This window comes from Streptomyces sp. CS113 (assembly GCF_002188365.1).
In the GTDB taxonomy this organism is placed as follows: domain Bacteria; phylum Actinomycetota; class Actinomycetes; order Streptomycetales; family Streptomycetaceae; genus Streptomyces; species Streptomyces tendae.
This window is the reverse complement of record NZ_KZ195574.1, coordinates 4,624,980-4,642,664: the sequence shown is the minus strand read 5'-3', so window position 1 is coordinate 4,642,664 and position 17,685 is coordinate 4,624,980. Positions and strand designations below refer to the sequence as shown.

Sequence of the window (17,685 nt, the reverse complement as noted above, 5' to 3'; positions counted from 1 at the left end):
GGCCCGCCCCCGGATTCCGGGGGCGGGCCCATCGCCGTACGGGGGCGCCTGCTGCGGGAACCCGCTACAGGAACGCCAGGTTCACGATCCAGAACGACACCGCGGCCACCACCGCGGCGGCCGGCATCGTGATGAACCACCCCATGATGATGTTCTTCGCGACCCCCCACCGCACGGCGTTGACCCGCTTCGTCGCTCCCACACCCATGATCGCCGAGGTGATCACGTGCGTCGTGGAGATCGGCGCGTGGAAGATGAACGCCGACCCGAACATGATCGACGCGCCCGTCGTCTCCGCGGCGAACCCCTGCGGCGGGTCCAGCTCGATGATCTTCCGTCCCAGCGTCCGCATGATCCGCCAGCCACCGGCGTACGTCCCCGCGGACAGCATCAGCGCGCAGGCGAGCTTCACCCACACCGGAATCGGGTCGCCGTAGTCCTCGACGTCAGCGATGACCAGCGCCATCACCACGATGCCCATGGTCTTCTGCGCGTCCTGAAGGCCGTGTCCCAGCGCCATGCCCGCCGCCGAGACGGTCTGCGCGATGCGGAAGCCGCGCTTCGCCTTGTGCGGGTTGGCCCGCCGGAAGATCCACATGATCGCGGTCATCACCAGGTAACCGGCGAGCAGGCCGATCACCGGCGACACGAACATCGGGATGACGATCTTGTCGACGACCCCGTGCCAGTACACGGTCGTGCTCCCGGCCAGCGCCGCGCCGACCATGCCGCCGAACAGCGCGTGCGACGACGACGAGGGCAGCCCGAAGTACCAGGTGATGAGGTTCCAGACGATGGCGCCCACGAGCGCCGCGAAGAGGATGCCCATCCCCTTCGAACCCTCGGGGGTCTCGATGACCCCCTCACTGACCGTCTTGGCGACCCCGGATCCCATGAACGCGCCGGCCAGGTTCATGACCGCGGCCATGGCGAGCGCCGCCCGCGGCGTCAGCGCACGCGTCGACACGGAGGTGGCGATCGCGTTGGCCGAATCGTGGAAACCGTTGGTGTAGGTGAAGAAGAGCGCGACCCCGATGGTCACGACCAGAGCAAAGGTGTCCATGAACGGCTCAGGACTCCTTGACGGCGATGGTCTCCACCGTGTTCGCCACGTGCTCGAACGCGTCGGCCGCTTCCTCCAGCACGTCCACGATCTGCTTCAGCTTCAGCACCTCGATGGCCTCGTACTTGCCGTTGAAGAGGTGCGCGAGCAGCTTGCGGTGGATCTGGTCGGCCTGGTTCTCCAGCCGGTTGACCTCGATCCAGTACTCGGTGAGGTTGTCCATGGTCCGCAGGTTCGGCATGGCCTCGGCGGTCAGCTCGGCAGCCCGTGCCAGCACCTCGATCTGCTGCTCGACACCCTTGGGAAGTTCCTCGACGTTGTAGAGGACGACCAGGTCGACGGCCTCCTCCATGAAGTCCATGATGTCGTCGAGGGAGGAGGCGAGGTTGTAGATGTCCTCGCGGTCGAAGGGCGTGATGAACGAGGAGTTCAGCTGGTGGAAGATCGCGTGCGTGGCGTCGTCACCCGCGTGTTCGGCGGCCCGCATACGCTCTGCGATCTCGGCCCGGGCGGATGCGTCCGCCCCGAGCAGTTCCATCAGGAGCTTGGAGCCCGTGACGATGTTGTCCGCGGAAGCGGCGAACATGTCGTAGAAGCTCGTCTCCCTGGGGGTCAGACGAAAGCGCACGTGGGGTCCTCGGGGTGCATCGGTTTCGGTCAGGCTGATGCTAGGCGCATCATCCGGCCACTGCTATCGGCCGTCCACCAGTGTCGCCCATCAGGCAGAGTGATGAGCAGGGGGGCGACGTCGGCCGCTCCGGCAAGGGCCCCCTACCCGGGAAAGTTCGTTACCATATACCCACCAGGGGTATATGTCCGTAATTGGAGGACGCGATGACGACCACCGAGGCCGGCGCGGGTGCGCCCTCCCCCGCCGTGGACCAGACGCCGCACCGGGCCGAGACGGACGGCACGGACATCGTGACCGACCACGACCGCGGCGTGCACGGCTACCACAAGCAGAAGGACGAGCACCTCAAACGCCTGCGCCGGATCGAGGGCCAGATCCGCGGCCTGCAACGAATGGTCGACGAGGACGTCTACTGCATCGACATACTGACCCAGGTCTCCGCCTCCACGAAGGCCCTGCAATCCTTCGCGCTGCAACTGCTGGAGGAGCACCTGCGCCACTGCGTCGCCGACGCGGCCCTCAAGGGCGGCACCGAGATCGACGCGAAGGTGGAAGAGGCGACGAAGGCCATCGGCCGCCTACTGCGTACGTGACCGCTCCTCGGCGACGCGCAGCACCTCGTCGATGCTCTCCATGCTGAGCCGCTCCCGGGCGGCCGACGCCGCGATGATCAGCTCGCCGCACAGCTCGATCTCGGCGAGGGCCACGTGGTCCTGAACCGCCGTACCGCCGACCGGAGCCACACGCGTCACCTCGTCTCTGCCGTCACCGACTTCCTAGAGTAGGGAGCGGCCTACACACCGCGCATGGCACGGAAGGGCTAGTCCTTGCCGTCGACCACCGCACCGGAGCCCTCTCCGGGACCACCCGTGCCGCCCGGCTCGGCGGGCTCGGCGGGCTCGGCGGGCTCGGCGGCGATCTTGCCGGCGTAGATGTCCTGCTCCTCGGGCAACCGTACGCGGACGGCGGCGCCGAAGTCGTAGAGCAGCGTCGTCGAGGCGACGTCCACGATGCCGGTGCCGTCCTGGCGCCCGTTGGCGAAGCTGAAGCGGTGCCGGACCTTGCGGATACGGCCCTCGTCGTCGAGGTAGGCGTCGAAGGGCACCTCGGCGGTGGCGAACCCCTCGGCCGCCGCGGCCAGCGCCTTCCTGTTGCCGTCGGAGGCACCGCGTGCCGCCCGCGCGAGATCGGCGGTCCCCCGGAAGTGCCGCACCTCGATCCCGGCCAGTTCCGTGCGCCCCACGAACGTCGCCGTCCGCGTCCCCCGCAGCACCTCGGCGGCGGCGAACGGATCCGTCGCCCCGCCGGTCACCAGGTTCCCGTCGGACAGCGAGTCGGTCGCCACCCGCACCCACTTGTCGTCCGGGACCCCCGCGCCCCGGTTCTTCATGAACAGGGCCCCCGGGGCGAGCAGCTCGGTGATCGGCCGGTGCTCGCTGGCTCCCGCCGGGTCCTGGGGCAGCCGCACCTTCAGCTGCCCGAGCCGCTCCTCGAAGTCGTACACACCCTCGCCCCGGATGGTCACCCGCGTCCCGCCGCTGGCCATCTGCATCGAGGTACGCGTCTTGGCGCTCCCGGCGGCCACCAGCCGGTCGGCGGCCCGGTGCAGCACGGCGACCGGGTCCCCGCCGTCCGCCCCCTGGACCGCGGCTCCCCGGCCGGAGCACCCGGCACCGGTCAGACAGAGGCAGACCACACCGCCGGCGAGGGCGAGAACGCCGCCCGCCCTCCAACTCCGCAGCTCCCGCTCCCGCCCGACCATCGCCACCCGCTGTCCCACGCCGTCACGCCCGTTCCGGACCCCCTGCCGTCCCGCTTAACGAGGGGCAGGCGACCCCGGTAACGTTGTGGGCGTGGCGCAGCAGGACGGTCTCGAAGCCCCCGGGGACGCCCCGGAACACCTCACGACAACGGTCGAACAAGGCCCCTTCTGCCTGGCCCGCTGCACCTGCGGCTGGCGAGGCCCGGCCCGCAGGGCCAGAAGCCAGGCCCGCACCGACGCCCAGACCCACACCACCGCCCCCTGACTGCGGGCCATCGCCCGGCGCGGCAGGCACCCCACCCCGGCCGACACCCACGCCGTACACCCGTACACCCGTGCACCCGTGCACCCGTGCACCCGTGCACCCGTGCACCCGTGCAGCCGACGCCCGGGGAACCCCGGCCCCCGTACCCCCGTCTCCCCTCAAGACCCCCCACGGGACGCGGAGGCGACATGCACCGGCGCACATTCCTCACCACCACCACAGCCACCGCCCTGGCGGCAGCCACCACCGCCTGCACAGGCAAGGACCGGTCCACAGGCACCGACGCCAAAGCGACCGGAGCCACGACCACACGCACAGCCAACATCGGCAACAGCGCGACCCCCACCCCCAAAGCCCCCACGCCCAAGGCCCCCGCCAGCTGGGCCGCCCTCGCCAAGTCCCTGGACGGCCCACTGATCCGCCCCGGCGACCGCACCTGGAAAACGGCCCACCAGCTCTACAACACCCGCTTCGACACCCTGAAACCCACCGCCGTCGCCTACGCCGCCCACCCCGACGACATCCGCACCGCCCTCTCCTACGCCCGCGCCCATGCCATCCCCGTGGCGATCCGCAACGGCGGCCACTCCTACGCCGGATGGTCCTCCGGCGACGGCCGCCTGATCATCGACGTCTCGACGCTGAACCGCGTCCGCGCCTCCGCCGGCGAGGCGGTCGTCGGCGCCGGCGCCAAGCTCATCGACGTCTACCGCGCCCTCGCCGCGAAGGACGTGACCGTCCCGGCCGGCTCCTGCCCCACCGTCGGCATCTCCGGCCTCACCCTCGGCGGCGGCCACGGCGTCGTCTCCCGCGCCTACGGCCTGACCTGCGACAGCCTCACCCGGGCCACCCTGATCACGGCCGACGGCAAGGAGATCACCGCCGACGCGACGGGCGACCACAAGGACCTCTTCTGGGCCCTGCGCGGCGCGGGCAACGGCAACTTCGGCATCGTCACGGAGTTCCACTTCCGCACCCACCCCGCCCCCAGAGCCGTATCGGCGTACCTGACCTGGCCCTGGCGGAAGGCGGCCGCGGTCGTCCGCGCCTGGCAGGAGTGGGGTCCCGGCCAGCCCGACGAGATCTGGTCCTCCCTCCACCTGGCCGCGGCCCCCGGCCACACCCCCACCCTGTCGGTCTCGGCCTTCTCCCTCGGCACCTACGGCGAACTCCAGAACGCCGTCGACCGCCTCGCCGACCGCATCGGCGCGTCCGCGAGCCACGTCTCCCTCAAGCGCCGTACGTACGAGGAGTCGATGGAGATGTACGCGGGCTGCTCGTCGTTCTCGACCGACGCCCGCTGCCACCTCCCGGGCTCCGCGCCCGGCCACTCGCCGGAGGGCTCGCTCGGCCGCGAGACGTACGCGGCCCGCTCGGACTTCTTCGACCGCCCGATCCCGCCGGCCGGCGTCAAGGCGCTGCTCGCGCAGCTCCCGCAGGTGCGCGGCGGCGCCGGCAGCATCGCGTTCACCGCGCTCGGCGGCGCCGTGAACCGCGTCGCCCCGACGGCCACCGCGTTCGTGCACCGGCGCTCCCGGATGCTGGCCCAGTACCTCGTCTCGTGGCGGCCGGGCACGAGCGGAAGGGCGCCGCAGTCCTGGCTGGATTCCGCCTACGGCGCGATGCGCCCGTACGTCTCGGGCGCCGCCTACCAGAACTACACGGACCCGGCCCTTAAGGACTGGCGGAAGGCCTACTACGGAGACGCGGCCCCGCGCCTGGCGCGGCTGAAGCACCAGTACGACCCGGACCGCGTCTTCACCTGCCCGCAGGCACTGTGAGTGAGCGTCAGGCGGCGAGATCCCGCTCGCCCGACGCCTCGGAGGCACTCTCCTTGCGCGCCCCGGGGATCACCGCACCGCGCCCGGCGGCACCCGCCCGCCCTCGCGCGCTGACCAGCCACCCCACCCGGGGCGAACGCTCGACGGCCCGGGTCAGCGGCGTCAGCAGGGCCATGGCGACCGGCGACAGCAGCAGCGCGACGGCCGTACCGAGCGCGAACCCGCCCACGACGTCGGTCGGGTAGTGCACGCCCATGTAGACCCGGGCGAAGCCGCCGAACAGGGCCAGCACGATCGCGACGATCCCGAACTTCCGGTTGGCGACGAACAGTCCGACCGCCAGGGCCATGCAGAGCGTGGCGTGGTCGCTCACGAAGGAGAAGTCGTTCTTCCCCTCCACGAGCACTTCGAGCCCGTCATGCGACTTGAAGGGCCGCGGCCGTTCGACGAACCCCCGTATCGGCACGTTGACGAGTACCGCGACCCCGGCCGCGAGCGGCGCCCACACGAGGGCCGCGACGCTCGAGGCGGCGTCCTCGCCGCCCCGCCGGCGCACACCCCACCAGCACCACAGCACCAGCAGCACGATCGCGAACAGCAGTCCGTACTCACCGACGAACTCCATGACCCGGTCGAACCAGTGCGGCGCGTCCTTGGCCAGGCCGTTGATGTCGTAGAGCAGCTCGACGTCGGGGTTCGACCCGGATTCGGCGAGTCCAGCCATGGTGCTGCGGCCCCTTCGTCATGTCCTCCGGCGCACCGAACGCGCGCCTCTTCTGCCACCCCCGTGGTCAGCTGTACGTCAACAGGAACGCACGGTCCCCGTTGATACGTTCCACACTCCACTGAATGATCACGCAGACGTTATCGAAGAGAGACACGTCACTGCAGCTCAGGGCAGGGTTTCACGCTGGGTCCACACCTTTCCATTCACACCGTGGTGGGCAGCGCTTTCGCGCCATCCTCGGTCACCCGGGTGGCCCCGAAGTAGTCGGGGGTGTCGATCGGGTCGAACCGGATCACGGCGCCCGTCCGCGGCGCGTCGATCATGTACCCGCCGCCCACGTAGATGCCCACGTGCCGGATGGCCCGGGAGTTGGTGAGGTCGTCCGAGAAGAACACCAGGTCCCCGGGGAGCAGCTCGTCCCGCCCGGGGTGCGGCCCCGCGTTGTACTGGTCGTTGGCGACGCGCGGCAGCTTGATCCCCACGCTCTCGTACGCCGCCTTGGTCAGCCCCGAGCAGTCGAACCGCCCGCCCTGCTCGGGTGTCCCGTTCCCGCCCCACAGATACAGCGTCCCGAGCTTCTTCTGCGCGTAGGCGATGGCTCCGGCGGCCTGCTCGGACGGATCGACACGGCTGGTGGGCGCGGCGAAGCTCTTCTCCAGGGTCGTGATCACCTTGACGTAGTTCTGCGTCTCCTTGTACGGCGGCACACCCTGATACTTGATCACCGCGTAGGCCCCCGCATTGTAGGAGGCCAGCATGTTCTCGGTCGGATCGCCGGGCACGTCCTTCACGTACGAGGCGAGGGAGCAGTCGTACGACGCCGCCGACGGAATCGCGTCCGCCGGGTCCCACACGTCCCGGTCCCCGTCGCCGTCCCCGTCGATGCCGTGGGTGGCCCACGTCCCGGGGATGAACTGCGCTATCCCCTGCGCCGCCGCCGCGCTCCGTGCCTGCGGGTTGAACCCGCTCTCCTGGTACAACTGGGCGGCGAGCAGCGCGGGGTTGATGGCGGGGCAGAGGTTGCCCCACTTCTGCACGATGGGCTGGTACGCCGCGGGCACGCTCCCCTTGGCGAGCTTTTTGGCCCCGCCGCCCGCGCCGCCGGCCAGGTTCCCGGCGACGAGGTAGACACCGACGACGAGCAGCATCACGAAGCCCATCCCCGAGGCGACCGCGACACCCGCACCGACCCACATCTTGCGCATGGTCCAACCATCCCCCATGGGCGGGCGGTTCAGTGACGTTTCCCGGCCATGTCGGACCATCTGACAGTCGGTCACACACCGTGACGCCGGGCCGATCCGATCACGACACAGAAGGGTCCAACGACGCAACCACGTAACAGGTTGCGCCCCGCATCATTGCCCGGTGTAACCTCACGTGATACACAGAGTGACCATACGACTCTTTGCACACCGGTCCGCACCACCCGGCAGGGCCCGGCGCGGACCGGTGGCAAGCTATTCGTACGAAACCCGCCAATCAATGACGCCAAGTCGACATGCGACGGTGCCATTGTCGGCGACAATGAGGCTTGACCTCTGCATGTCCGCAGAGGGCGCGGAACTACCCAACAGGGGCGGTGACTTACATGCTCTTTGCGGCCGACGAGGGAGACATCAACACCATCATCGGGGGGATCGCTCCGGACTGGGGCCCCTTCGGTGCGCTGGGGACCGAGGCGAAGACGATGGTCCAGGTCGTCATGGCCGTCGCCATTCTGCTCTGCCTCGGCATCGCCATCTGGGGTGCCGCCAAGCAGCGCATCGGCGCCACGGCCCTGAGGGACACCTTCAGCGCCGAGCAGGGCAAGGGCCTCATCATCGCCGGACTGACGGGCGTGTTCATCATCGGCTCGCTCGGCACCCTCTTCACCATCGTGTACGGGATGGCCGTGTAGCCCGGCGCACACCGATTCCTCCCCCTTCACCCCACCCGCCCGTCGTGCCAACCGGCTGAGGTTGCGTTTCCCTGATGTCGAGTCATAACACCGCGCCCGAGCGGGAACCAGCACGGCTACCGTCGTACGTACACGGCCGACCCGACGTCGAGGGGGCGTACGCGGCATGAGTCTCGGAGACGATCACCACTCGTCCGGCGATTACGGCGGCGCCGGTCAGACCCGGCTCCGGCTGCCGGAGGAGGACGGCGGCCCCCGGCGCGGCGGCCGCTCCTCCTCGCGGAGCCTGGTCACCGTGGTCGGCGTCGTCGTGCTGCTCATCGCCGCGATCGCCTTCGCGAACCGTGGAGGAGACGATTCCGCATCCTCGGAGGGCGGCGACGGGGACAAGCCGAAGACATCGGCGACGGCCCCCTCGGGAACGCGCCCCGTCCAGTCGGGCTTCGCCCACGACGAACAAGGGGCACAGAGCGCGGCGGCGAACTACGCGGTCACTCTCGTATCGGCCGACATTCTCAAACCGGCCAGACGGGACGAGATCGTGCGGCAGGTCTTCGTGGCCGACAAGCAGGCCGCTCTCGCCGCCAAGTTCGACAAGGTCTACAGCCAGGAGTTCCTCGGCACCATCGGCCTGGACAAGAACGGCAACGCCACGGGTGGCAACACCTACGTCTCGCGCACGATGCCGATCGGAACGAAGACCACGCAGTACTCCGACACGAGCGCGACCGTGGACGTCTGGTGCACGGGAGTGTTCGGCACAGCGGGTGAGAAGACCACCACCCCCGTCAGCAGCGACTGGTTCACCATGAACCTGCAACTGCGCTGGGTGGACAACGACTGGAAGGTCGAGTCCTTCTCCCAGAAGGACGGCCCGGCGCCGGTGCCGGGTGACAACAAGGCTTCCAGCGCCGACGAGATGTCCAAGGCCGTCCAGGAGTACGGAGGGTTCACGTATGCCCGCTGACCAGCGTCGCGTACTCAAGGCCGCCGCTGCCTTGACCGCCGTACCGGCCATGCTCGTGTTGCTCGCCACGCGGGCCGCCGCCGCACCCACGCCGTCGCCGACCCCGTCGGACGACAACTGCGACCTCATCGTGGGCCCCGCCAAGGACTACTGCGAACGAGGCGAAGGCGGCGGATCCGGTGGTGGTGGCGGCACCCCCGACACGCTGCCCAACACCCTCGACCCCCTCTCCTCCCTGGCCAAGGGCTGCGCCGACGCCGCCGCCTGGACCGTCGACACGCTCAGCGACGCCGTGAAGAACACCGCCGACGTCGACTTCACGAACGACACGTTCCTCAAGCAGTACGGCATCGTCTTCGCCGCGTCGACGATCCTCACGCTGGTCCTCTGGCTGCTGGCGGTCGCCAAGCGTGCCGTGCGCGGCGTCCCGCTCACCACCGCGCTCTCCGAGGCCGTCGGGTTCCTGTGGCTCACCGTCCTGGCGTCGGCCTTCACGCCGTTGATCCTGTACACGGTCGTGTCGGCCACCGACGCCGTGACCGACGTCCTGGCCAAGGGCACCGGCGACCAGACGGACACGTTCTTCGGCACGTTCTCCCAGGCACTGAAGCAGGGCAACGACATCGGCGGCGGCCCGATCATGCTGATCCTGGTGTCGTTCGTGTCGATCATCGCCGCCGGCGTCCTCTACCTGGAGCTGTACCTGCGGGCCGTCCTGCTCTACGTCGGCGCCCTGCTCGGCGTCGTCGTCTACGCCGGCCTGGTCGACAAGAACCTGTGGGGCCACGTCCGCCGCTGGGCCGGCATCATGATCGCCGTGATCATGGTGAAGCCCGTGATCGTGATCGTGCTGGGCCTGGCCGGCGCGCTGACCACGGAGGACGGTCCCGACTCCGTGGCCGCCATCGTGTCCGGCCTCGCCATCATCCTGCTCGCGATCTTCGCCTCGGCGATGATCTACCGCTTCGTCCCCGGCTTCGGCGACGAGATCGCCAACGGCCGCAACAACCGCATCATGCAGGGCGCCGAGGGCAAGGCCGCGGCCGTGATCAGCTCCCCGGCCAACCTCGTCGCCCAGGGCATCAGAACCCACAGCAGCCGCAACAACGGCGACGGCGGAGGCGGACAGTCCGCGTCCTCCGCGGCCGCCCGCCCCTCGAACCCCGCCTCCGGCGGAGTCGCCGCGCACAGCTCGCGCCCCTCGAACGGCGGCGGCGGAAATGTCCCCTCCGCCGCACCCGCACCGCGCTCCGGCAGCCCGGTGAACACACCGCACGCAAGCAACACCCGCAACAGCAAGAGCACAGGAGGTGACGGGCGTTGACGACCGAGTCCCACATGTCCCATGCGGTCACGCCCCGCCGTACGTATCTGATCGGCCGCGCCCGGCCGAACGCGATCGTCGGCCGCAACCGCGAGACCGGAGAGATCGCGCTGATCGTCGCGGGCGCGTTCCTCGGCATGATGTGCGGGCTGCTCGTCCCCGTCCTGTCCCTGCGCATCGTGCTGCTCGTCGGCTTCCCGATGCTCGCGCTCGCGGCGGTCTACGTGCCGTACAACCACCGGACCTTCTACCGGTGGTTCGAGATCAACCGCAGCTACAAGCGCACGCTCCGCAGGGGCACCACCTACCGCTCCGGTGCCATCGAGGCCGGTACCAGGATCGACGGCCGCGAGATCGAGGTCGGTCCGCCGCCCGGCATCGGCCGCATCTCCTGGCTGGCGGCGCCCTTCGGGCCGGACGAGATCGCCGTACTGCTGCACGCCGACCGCAAGACAGTGACGGCCGCCATCGAGATCGAGGGACCCGGCGTCGGCCTGCGCGACTCCGAGGACCAGGAAGCCCTCGTCGACCGCTTCGGCACCCTGCTCAAGCACGTGGCCAACGGCGACGGCTTCGTCACCCGCATCCAGATGCTCGCCCGCACCCTCCCGGCCGACCCCGACGCGCACGCCAAGGACGTCACCCAGCGCGGTGACGACAAGGCGCCGCCGTGGCTCCAGCAGTCGTACGACCAGCTCCAGTCGATGGTGTCCACCAGCAGCGAGCAACACCGCGCGTACCTGATCGCCTGCATGCACTACAACCGCGAGCTGGCCGCCGAGGCACACACCATGGCCCGCGCCGCCCGCCCGCACACGGGCCGCAAGCTGGATCGGGACGCCGGTCTCGCGGTCGTGATGGCGCGCGAGCTGACCGACATCTGCTCCCGCCTCCAGGAAGCCGACATCCGCGTGCGCCAGCCGCTGGGCCAGGGCCGGCTCGCCTCCCTGATCCACGCCATGTACGACCCGGACCACCCCATCGACCACATCCAGGCGATGACCAAGCGCAACGCCTGGCCGGCCGAGCTGGACGCCATGGAGCCCACCTACCTCCAGGCCAAGACCCGCGAGTCCGCCACCCGCGCCCCCTGGTGCCACGCCACCGCCTGGGTCAAGGAGTGGCCGATGACGCCGGTGGGCGTCAACTTCCTGGCGCCCCTCCTCGTCCACACCCCGGACGTGATCCGCACCGTCGCCGTCACGATGGACCTCGAACCCACCGAGGTCGCCATCGAGCGCATGCTGACCGAGAAGACGAACGACGACGCCGAGGCGTCCCGCGCCGCCAAGATGAACCGGACCGTGGACCCCCGCGACATCGCCGCCCACGGCCGTCTCGACCAGCGCGGCGAGGACCTGGCCAGCGGCGCGGCGGGCGTCAACCTGGTCGGCTACATCACCGTCTCCTCCCGCACCCCCGAGGCCCTGGCCCGCGACAAGCGGACGATAAGGGCGTCGGCCGGAAAGTCGTACCTGAAACTGGAGTGGTGCGACCGTGAGCACCATCGCGCCTTCGTGAACACTCTTCCGTTCGCCACCGGCATCCGAAGGTAGGGGCTGAGCCTGATGCGGGACCCGCTGACCGTCCTCACCGACGCCTTCACGTCCTTCCTCTTCGGGAAGGTGGAGACGACCCGCCTCCCCGTCCGCACGTCCACCGGCCAGGCCCAGGCGGTCTACCTGCCCACGGCCGCCCCCGGCCTCGGCGACTCCGGCGTGATCATCGGCCGCGAGGTCTACTCCGGCAAGGGCTACATCTACGACCCCTTCCAGCTCTACGGCCAGCAGCTCCCCGCCCCGCACTGGCTGGTGCTCGGGGAGTCCGGTAACGGCAAGTCGGCCCTCGAGAAGACGTACGTCCTGCGCCAGCTACGCTTCCGCGACCGCCAGGTCGTCGTCCTGGACGCCCAGGGCGAGGACGGTGTCGGCGAGTGGAACCTCATCGCCGAGGAGCTGGGCATAACTCCCATCCGCCTCGACCCGATGGCCGCCCTGGACCACGGCATCCGCCTCAACCCCCTCGACCCGGCGATCACCACGACGGGACAGCTGGCGCTGCTCCGGACGATCATCGAGGTCGCCATGGGCCACGGCCTGGACGAGCGCTCCGGCTTCGCACTCAAGGTCGCGCACGCCTACGTCAACGAGACCATCGTCGAACGCCAGCCGGTCCTCACCGACATCGTCGAGCGGCTCCGCCACCCCGAGCCGGAGTCCGCCGAGGCGATGAACGTCGCCATAGACGACGTACGGGCCTGGGGCCTGGACGTCGCACTGGTCCTCGACCGGCTCGTCGACGGCGACCTGCGCGGCATGTTCGACGGCCCGACGACGGTCGGCATCGACCTCGACGCCCCGCTGATCGTCTTCGACCTCTCCCACATCGACCGCAACTCCATCGCCATGCCCATCCTCATGGCCATCGTGGGCGTCTGGCTGGAGCACACCTGGATCCGCCCCGACCGGAAGAAGCGCATCTTCCTGGTCGAGGAGGCCTGGCACATCATCAACAGCCCGTTCGTGGCGCAGCTGTTCCAGCGGCTGCTGAAGTTCGGGCGCCGGCTCGGCCTGTCCTTCGTGGCGGTGGTGCACCACCTGTCCGACGTCGTCGACGGGGCGGCGGCCAGAGAAGCCGCCGCCATCCTCAAAATGGCCTCCACCCGCACCATCTACGCCCAGAAGGCCGACGAGGCACGGGCCACCGGGCGCGTCCTCGGCCTGCCCCGCTGGGCGGTGGAGATCATCCCGTCCCTGACCCCCGGCATCGCGGTGTGGGACGTCAACGGCAACGTCCAAGTGGTCAAACACCTGATCACCGAGACCGAACGCCCCCTGGTCTTCACCGACCGCGCGATGACCGAGTCCTCCGCCGACCACCTGACCGACGACGCCCTGCGCGCCGCGGAGCTGGAGGCGGAGGAACGGGCGGCGGCTTTCATGGAGCAGCACATCGGCGACTCGTCGGAATCGACGGTGGCGTAGAAGCAGTAGAACAGCAGGACAGAGCACGGCAGCGCACGACAGAGCAGGACACAGCAGGACAGCGGGACGAGGAGAGGCACCGGACGCATGAGACCGGACGACCGCCGCGACCAGCGGCCGGCCCAGGGCGGCATCCCCGACGGCCTGCTGATCGGCATACTGGCCTTCCTGCTCGGCATGACCCTGCTGGTCTGGACGGCGACCGGCCTGTCCGCCCTGTTCGCCCACGGCGCCTGGCCCGACGGCATCAGCTTCACCGGCACCCCGCAGGCCATGCGTCAGCTGATCGCGGAGCCCCACGACATCCCCGGCGCCTGGCCGGACGCCCCGCGCACGGCACTCTCCGGGTACGGGCTGTTCTGGGGCCTGTTCATCGGCCAGCTGATGGTGCTGGTGGTGCTGACGGTGTTCGTGATGGGCACGCTGGCACGGTGGCGAGCGGTACGGCAGCGACGGCGCGGGGTGCAGACACCGGCGCCCGCACCGGCGCGGACCCCGGTGGCACAGGAGACGCAGGAGACGCAGGAGGCCCCGGTCCAGGAGATGCCGGTCCAGGAGATGCCGGTGCACGAGGTACCCACCCCGAGGGGGCCGCAGCCGGCCCCCGTGACTCCGCACACTCCGGCCCAGGAGACCGACCGCCCCTCGGCTTCTCCGCTCACCGGGAAACGGATGGGCGGGTGGGAGGCCAACCGTGCCGAAGGCGCGGTGCACTACGGCCCCAGGGCCAGCCACCACGAGACCGCAACCGGCGCCCTGCGGGACGCGGAAGGCGCCGCCCTCGTCATCACCTCCAACCCCGCCCTCTGGGCGGAGACCAAGGACGCCCGCGCCAAACTCGGCCCCACCCACCTCTACGACCCGAACCACCTCTGCGACACCCCCGCCCGCTTCCACTGGTCCCCCACCGCGGGCTGCGAGGACCGACCGACGGCCACCGCCAGGGCCGCCGCCCTGCTCGCACCGGTCCGCCCCACCGCCCGCCTCGACCAGGCGGTCGGCGACACGGCCGAACTGCTGCTGCGCAGCTACCTCCACGCCGCCGCCATCGACGGCCGCACCGTCCGGCACGTCCACCGCTGGGCCCAGGGTCTCCAGGTCCAGGACGCCGTCCGCATCCTGCGCACCCACCCCAAGGCCGCCCCCGGTTCCGCGGGCGAACTCGAAGGGTCCCTCACCGCCCACCCCGAGCGCCGGGACATGGCCCAGCAGCTCACCGCCCGGGCCCTGGCCGCGCTCTCCACGGTCAATATCCGCGAGGCCTGCACTCCCAACCGAAATGATGCCCTCGCCTTGGATTCCTTCGTCCACGAACAGGGCACCCTTTACGTGGTGGGTGAATCCATTGAGGACCCCCGCACGAGCCCGGGCGCGATGCCGCTGCTGACGGCGCTCGTCTCCAGCGTGGTCGAGCGCGGCCGGCGCATGGCCGAACGGTCATCCTCCGGTCGCCTCGACCCACCAATGACGCTCGTCCTGGACGACGTCGCGGCCGTGGCCCCGCTTCCCCAGCTCCCGGAGCTGCTGGCCACCGGCACGGACATCGGCATGCCGACCCTGGCCCTGCTCCGCTCCCGCGAACAGGGCCGCGCCCGCTGGCCCCACGACGAACTGCCGGTCTAGCGCCGGCAGGCGTCGGCGTCAGCGCTCGATCACGTACTCCAACTCGTGGTCGCCCGGCCCGCCCGCCAGCGGCACCGTCCGCCCGCTCGGCACGAACCCGGCCTTGCCGTAGGCGCCCCGCGCCCGCCCGTTGTCCGGATGCACGATGAGCCGCACCCGCTCCAGACCGCTCGCCCAGGCCCACTCGAGACCGGCGTCGAACAGCGCCTTCGTCAGCCCGCTCCCCCGCCACTCGGGCCGTACGAACACCCCGACGACGTGCCCCTGCCGCCGCTCCACCGGGAACCCGGCCCAGTCCGTCGTCCCGGCCTCCTCCACGATCACGGTCAGCGTGCCGAGCCACAGCCCGCCGGGACCCACGGCAACGAGCTGCTGCGCACCAAAAGCCCCCTCGCCTCCCATGGCCGCCCGCTCCTTCCAGAAGGAGTCCGGCCGCGCGGCCGCGGCGTCGTACGTGTCCAAGTAGGCGAGGTCCGCGAGCGGATCCCGCAGCGCCCGCAGCCGCAGCTCCTTCACCGCCGGCCACTCGTCGGCGCGTATCGAGCGGATCACGTAGTCACCGGGGACCGAGGCACTCATGCGGGCCACCGTAATACCCGGGTACTACGCTCCTCACCTCATATACGGCCTCCGGAACGACGCCTCCCGCCGCCGCACCCCCGACGATGGTCGGATGGACCACGTGGACGCCGCCCGGCCCGCACCGGAGGACCGAGTCGCCGAACCCCTCACCGAGTACATCCAGCGGTTCACCCAGCGCGTGCGTCGCTTCGACCGCCGCCGTCCACTCGTGTGGGACCTGCACCTGACCGGCTTCTGGCTGGTCGCCGCCCTCATCGACCTCAGCGCCTACCTCAACGGCGGCCGGCGCTACGTCGCGCACGACCTGGACGTCCCCACCGGACTGCTGCTCGCCCTGAGCCTGGGCTTCACGGTGCCGCTCCTGTGGCGCCGCTCGCACCCTGCGGCGGTGCTGCTCACCATGGCCCCGGTCGCCCTCCTCAACGCCTGGACCGGCGCCATCCTCCAGGCCGCCCTGCTCCAACTGCTCGTCGTCTTTCACATCGCCCTGCGGCTGTCCCTGCGCACCCTCTCCTGGGCCGCCCTTCTCGTGCTCACCCCGGTTGCCGTCTCGGCCATCCGCTACGGCGACCAGCCCACCTGGGAACAGCAGATCGGCGCCCAGCTGATGTCCGTCGCGGTGGCGGCGCTCATCGGCATCACGGTCCGCACCCGCCGCAACTACACCGAGGCCCTCGAGGACCGCGCCCACCGCCTGGAGACGGAACGCCACCAGCAGGTCCGGCTCGCCGCAGCGGCCGAACGCGCCCGCATCGCCCGGGAGATGCACGACATCATCGGCCACAACCTCTCCGTCATCACCGGCCTCGCCGACGGTGGCCGGTACGCCGCCGCCAAGTCCCCCGACCGGGCCGCCCAGGCCCTCGACGCCATCGGCACGACCAGCCGCCAGGCCCTCGGCGAACTCCGCCGCCTCCTGGACGTCCTGCGCGACGACGACCAGGACGGCGCCGACGCGACACCCGAACTGGCTCCGCAGCCCGCCCTCACCGACCTCGACCGCCTCCTCGACGGCGTCCGCCGGGCCGGCCTCCCCGTCCGCACCAGCATCAAGGGGGAGCCCGTACTCGCCGAGGGCCGCCAGCTCACGCTCTACCGCGTCATCCAGGAAGCCCTCACCAACACCCTCAAACACGCCGGCCCCGACGCCAGCGCCCACATCGACCTCGCCTACGAGGCGGGCGGCGCCGTCAGCCTCACCGTCACCGACACGGGCCGAGCGAGTCCGCTCCCGTCCCCCGCCCTCTCCGGCGGCCGCGGACTGCCCGGGATGCGCGAACGAACCTCCCTGTACGGGGGCACACTTGAGGCCGGCCCACGCCCCTCCCCCGAACGGGGCTGGCGCGTCCATCTGCACCTACCGGAGGAATCCCCGCAGTGACCACCGTCCTCATCGCCGACGACCAGCCCCTCCAGCGGTTCGGCTTCCGCATGCTCCTGGAGAGCCAGGACGACATGACGGTCGTGGGCGAGGCGGCCAACGGCGCCGAAGCGACCCGGATGACGGCCGACCTCCACCCCGACGTCGTCCTCATGGACGTCCGCATGCCCGGCCTGGACGGCATCGAGGCGACCCGTCGCATCGTCGAGGCCGGCGGCCGCACCCGCGTCCTCATCCTCACCACGTTCGACCTGGACGAGTACGCCTACTCCGGCCTGCGCGCCGGCGCCTCCGGCTTCCTCGTCAAGGACGCCCAGCCCGAGGAGCTCCTGTCCGGCATCCGCGCGGTGGCCACGGGCGACGCCGTGGTCGCCCCGAGCCTGACCCGCCGGCTCCTCGACGCATACGTCCACCACCTCCCGGCCGCCACACAGCCCCAGCCGAGCGGTTCGCCCGACGCACGCTTGACCCCACTCACCGACCGGGAGACCGAGATCCTGCGGGTCATGGGCCAGGGCTGGACCAACACCGAGATAGCCGAGCGCCTCCACCTCGCAGAGTCGACGGTGAAGACCCACGTGGGCCGCATCCTGGCCAAGACGGGTTCGAGGGACCGTGTCCAGGCCGTCATCCTGGCCTACGAGACAAAGCTGGTGGGTTAAGGAACCGCGGGCAGAACAACCGGGGGTAGAACA

18 protein-coding genes are annotated in these 17,685 nt (G+C 70.4%); 11 read left to right on the top strand and 7 right to left on the bottom strand.

The window, feature by feature from the left end; all coding sequences use genetic code 11:
* Positions 1 to 64: 64 nt before the first annotated feature.
* Positions 65 to 1,063: a low-affinity phosphate transporter PitH gene (gene pitH, locus B9W62_RS20610; protein ID WP_087808556.1), complete on the bottom strand. Its 999-nt coding sequence runs from the start codon at positions 1,061 to 1,063 to the stop codon at positions 65 to 67.
* A 7-nt stretch (positions 1,064 to 1,070) separates the two neighbouring features.
* On the bottom strand, positions 1,071 to 1,691 hold the full coding sequence (locus tag B9W62_RS20605; RefSeq protein WP_003974832.1) for a DUF47 domain-containing protein: 621 nt from the start codon (positions 1,689 to 1,691) through the stop codon (positions 1,071 to 1,073).
* 206 nt (positions 1,692 to 1,897) lie between these two features.
* Here B9W62_RS20605 and B9W62_RS20600 point away from each other — a divergent pair, with 206 nt between their 5' ends.
* Positions 1,898 to 2,287, top strand: a complete 390-nt coding sequence (locus B9W62_RS20600; protein ID WP_087808555.1) for a metal-sensitive transcriptional regulator — start codon at positions 1,898 to 1,900, stop codon at positions 2,285 to 2,287.
* Here the strand turns inward: B9W62_RS20600 and B9W62_RS40225 are convergent.
* Together B9W62_RS40225 and B9W62_RS20595 are read right to left on the bottom strand one after the other, a co-directional pair.
* The gene (locus B9W62_RS40225; protein WP_164883317.1) at positions 2,273 to 2,437 is read right to left on the bottom strand and encodes a hypothetical protein; all 165 of its coding nucleotides are present in this window, start codon (positions 2,435 to 2,437) and stop codon (positions 2,273 to 2,275) included. The genes B9W62_RS20600 and B9W62_RS40225 overlap by 15 nt on opposite strands.
* Positions 2,438 to 2,514: 77 nt before the next feature.
* Entirely contained in the window at positions 2,515 to 3,456 is a 942-nt protein-coding gene (locus tag B9W62_RS20595; RefSeq protein ID WP_256976774.1) for an SCO4651 family lipoprotein, read from the bottom strand.
* A 91-nt stretch (positions 3,457 to 3,547) separates the two neighbouring features.
* On the opposite strand from B9W62_RS20595, the gene B9W62_RS20590 reads away from it, so the two are divergent.
* Both B9W62_RS20590 and B9W62_RS20585 read left to right on the top strand, forming a co-directional pair.
* A complete protein-coding gene (locus tag B9W62_RS20590) occupies positions 3,548 to 3,721 on the top strand; it encodes a hypothetical protein (RefSeq protein ID WP_179235577.1) in 174 nt (57 codons plus the stop codon).
* Positions 3,722 to 3,909: 188 nt separating this feature from the next.
* Positions 3,910 to 5,502, top strand: coding sequence for an FAD-binding oxidoreductase (locus tag B9W62_RS20585; RefSeq protein WP_087808553.1), 1,593 nt, complete (start codon positions 3,910 to 3,912; stop codon positions 5,500 to 5,502).
* A gap of 7 nt (positions 5,503 to 5,509) precedes the next feature.
* Here the strand turns inward: B9W62_RS20585 and B9W62_RS20580 are convergent, their stop codons facing one another.
* Positions 5,510 to 6,226 carry a phosphatase PAP2 family protein gene (locus tag B9W62_RS20580; protein WP_087808552.1) on the bottom strand — a complete coding sequence of 239 codons (717 nt, stop codon included), beginning with the start codon at positions 6,224 to 6,226 and terminating at the stop codon, positions 5,510 to 5,512.
* Between the two features lie 206 nt (positions 6,227 to 6,432).
* A complete protein-coding gene (tgdA, locus tag B9W62_RS20575) occupies positions 6,433 to 7,452 on the bottom strand; it encodes a transglycosylase TgdA (protein ID WP_087808551.1) in 1,020 nt (339 codons plus the stop codon).
* Positions 7,453 to 7,820: 368 nt separating this feature from the next.
* On the opposite strand from tgdA, the gene B9W62_RS20570 reads away from it, so the two are divergent.
* From B9W62_RS20570 to B9W62_RS20545, 6 genes are all read left to right on the top strand, one after another.
* Positions 7,821 to 8,129, top strand: coding sequence for a membrane protein (locus tag B9W62_RS20570; RefSeq protein ID WP_003974839.1), 309 nt, complete (start codon positions 7,821 to 7,823; stop codon positions 8,127 to 8,129).
* 166 nt (positions 8,130 to 8,295) lie between these two features.
* Complete coding sequence (locus B9W62_RS20565) at positions 8,296 to 9,096, top strand: DUF8175 domain-containg protein (protein WP_087808550.1); 801 nt, start codon at positions 8,296 to 8,298, stop codon at positions 9,094 to 9,096.
* Positions 9,086 to 10,420, top strand: a complete 1,335-nt coding sequence (locus B9W62_RS20560) for an energy-coupling factor transporter transmembrane component T family protein (RefSeq protein ID WP_179235576.1) — start codon at positions 9,086 to 9,088, stop codon at positions 10,418 to 10,420. Before B9W62_RS20565 ends, B9W62_RS20560 begins: the two co-directional genes overlap by 11 nt.
* A 14-nt stretch (positions 10,421 to 10,434) precedes the next feature.
* On the top strand, positions 10,435 to 11,976 hold the full coding sequence (locus B9W62_RS20555; protein ID WP_087811998.1) for an SCO6880 family protein: 1,542 nt from the start codon (positions 10,435 to 10,437) through the stop codon (positions 11,974 to 11,976).
* A gap of 12 nt (positions 11,977 to 11,988) precedes the next feature.
* On the top strand, positions 11,989 to 13,404 hold the full coding sequence (locus tag B9W62_RS20550; RefSeq protein WP_003974843.1) for an ATP-binding protein: 1,416 nt from the start codon (positions 11,989 to 11,991) through the stop codon (positions 13,402 to 13,404).
* An 87-nt stretch (positions 13,405 to 13,491) separates the two neighbouring features.
* A complete protein-coding gene (locus tag B9W62_RS20545; RefSeq protein WP_087808549.1) occupies positions 13,492 to 15,027 on the top strand; it encodes a type IV secretory system conjugative DNA transfer family protein in 1,536 nt (511 codons plus the stop codon).
* 18 nt (positions 15,028 to 15,045) lie between these two features.
* Here B9W62_RS20545 and B9W62_RS20540 read toward each other — a convergent pair whose 3' ends face one another.
* Entirely contained in the window at positions 15,046 to 15,606 is a 561-nt protein-coding gene (locus B9W62_RS20540; RefSeq protein WP_179235574.1) for a GNAT family N-acetyltransferase, read from the bottom strand.
* A 94-nt stretch (positions 15,607 to 15,700) separates the two neighbouring features.
* Between B9W62_RS20540 and B9W62_RS20535 the strand changes: the two genes are divergently transcribed.
* Positions 15,701 to 16,990 carry a sensor histidine kinase gene (locus B9W62_RS20535; protein ID WP_179235573.1) on the top strand — a complete coding sequence of 430 codons (1,290 nt, stop codon included), beginning with the start codon at positions 15,701 to 15,703 and terminating at the stop codon, positions 16,988 to 16,990.
* Positions 16,987 to 17,652, top strand: a complete 666-nt coding sequence (locus B9W62_RS20530; protein ID WP_087808547.1) for a response regulator — start codon at positions 16,987 to 16,989, stop codon at positions 17,650 to 17,652. The genes B9W62_RS20535 and B9W62_RS20530 overlap by 4 nt, the downstream gene beginning before the upstream one ends.
* Positions 17,653 to 17,685: the final 33 nt, after the last annotated feature.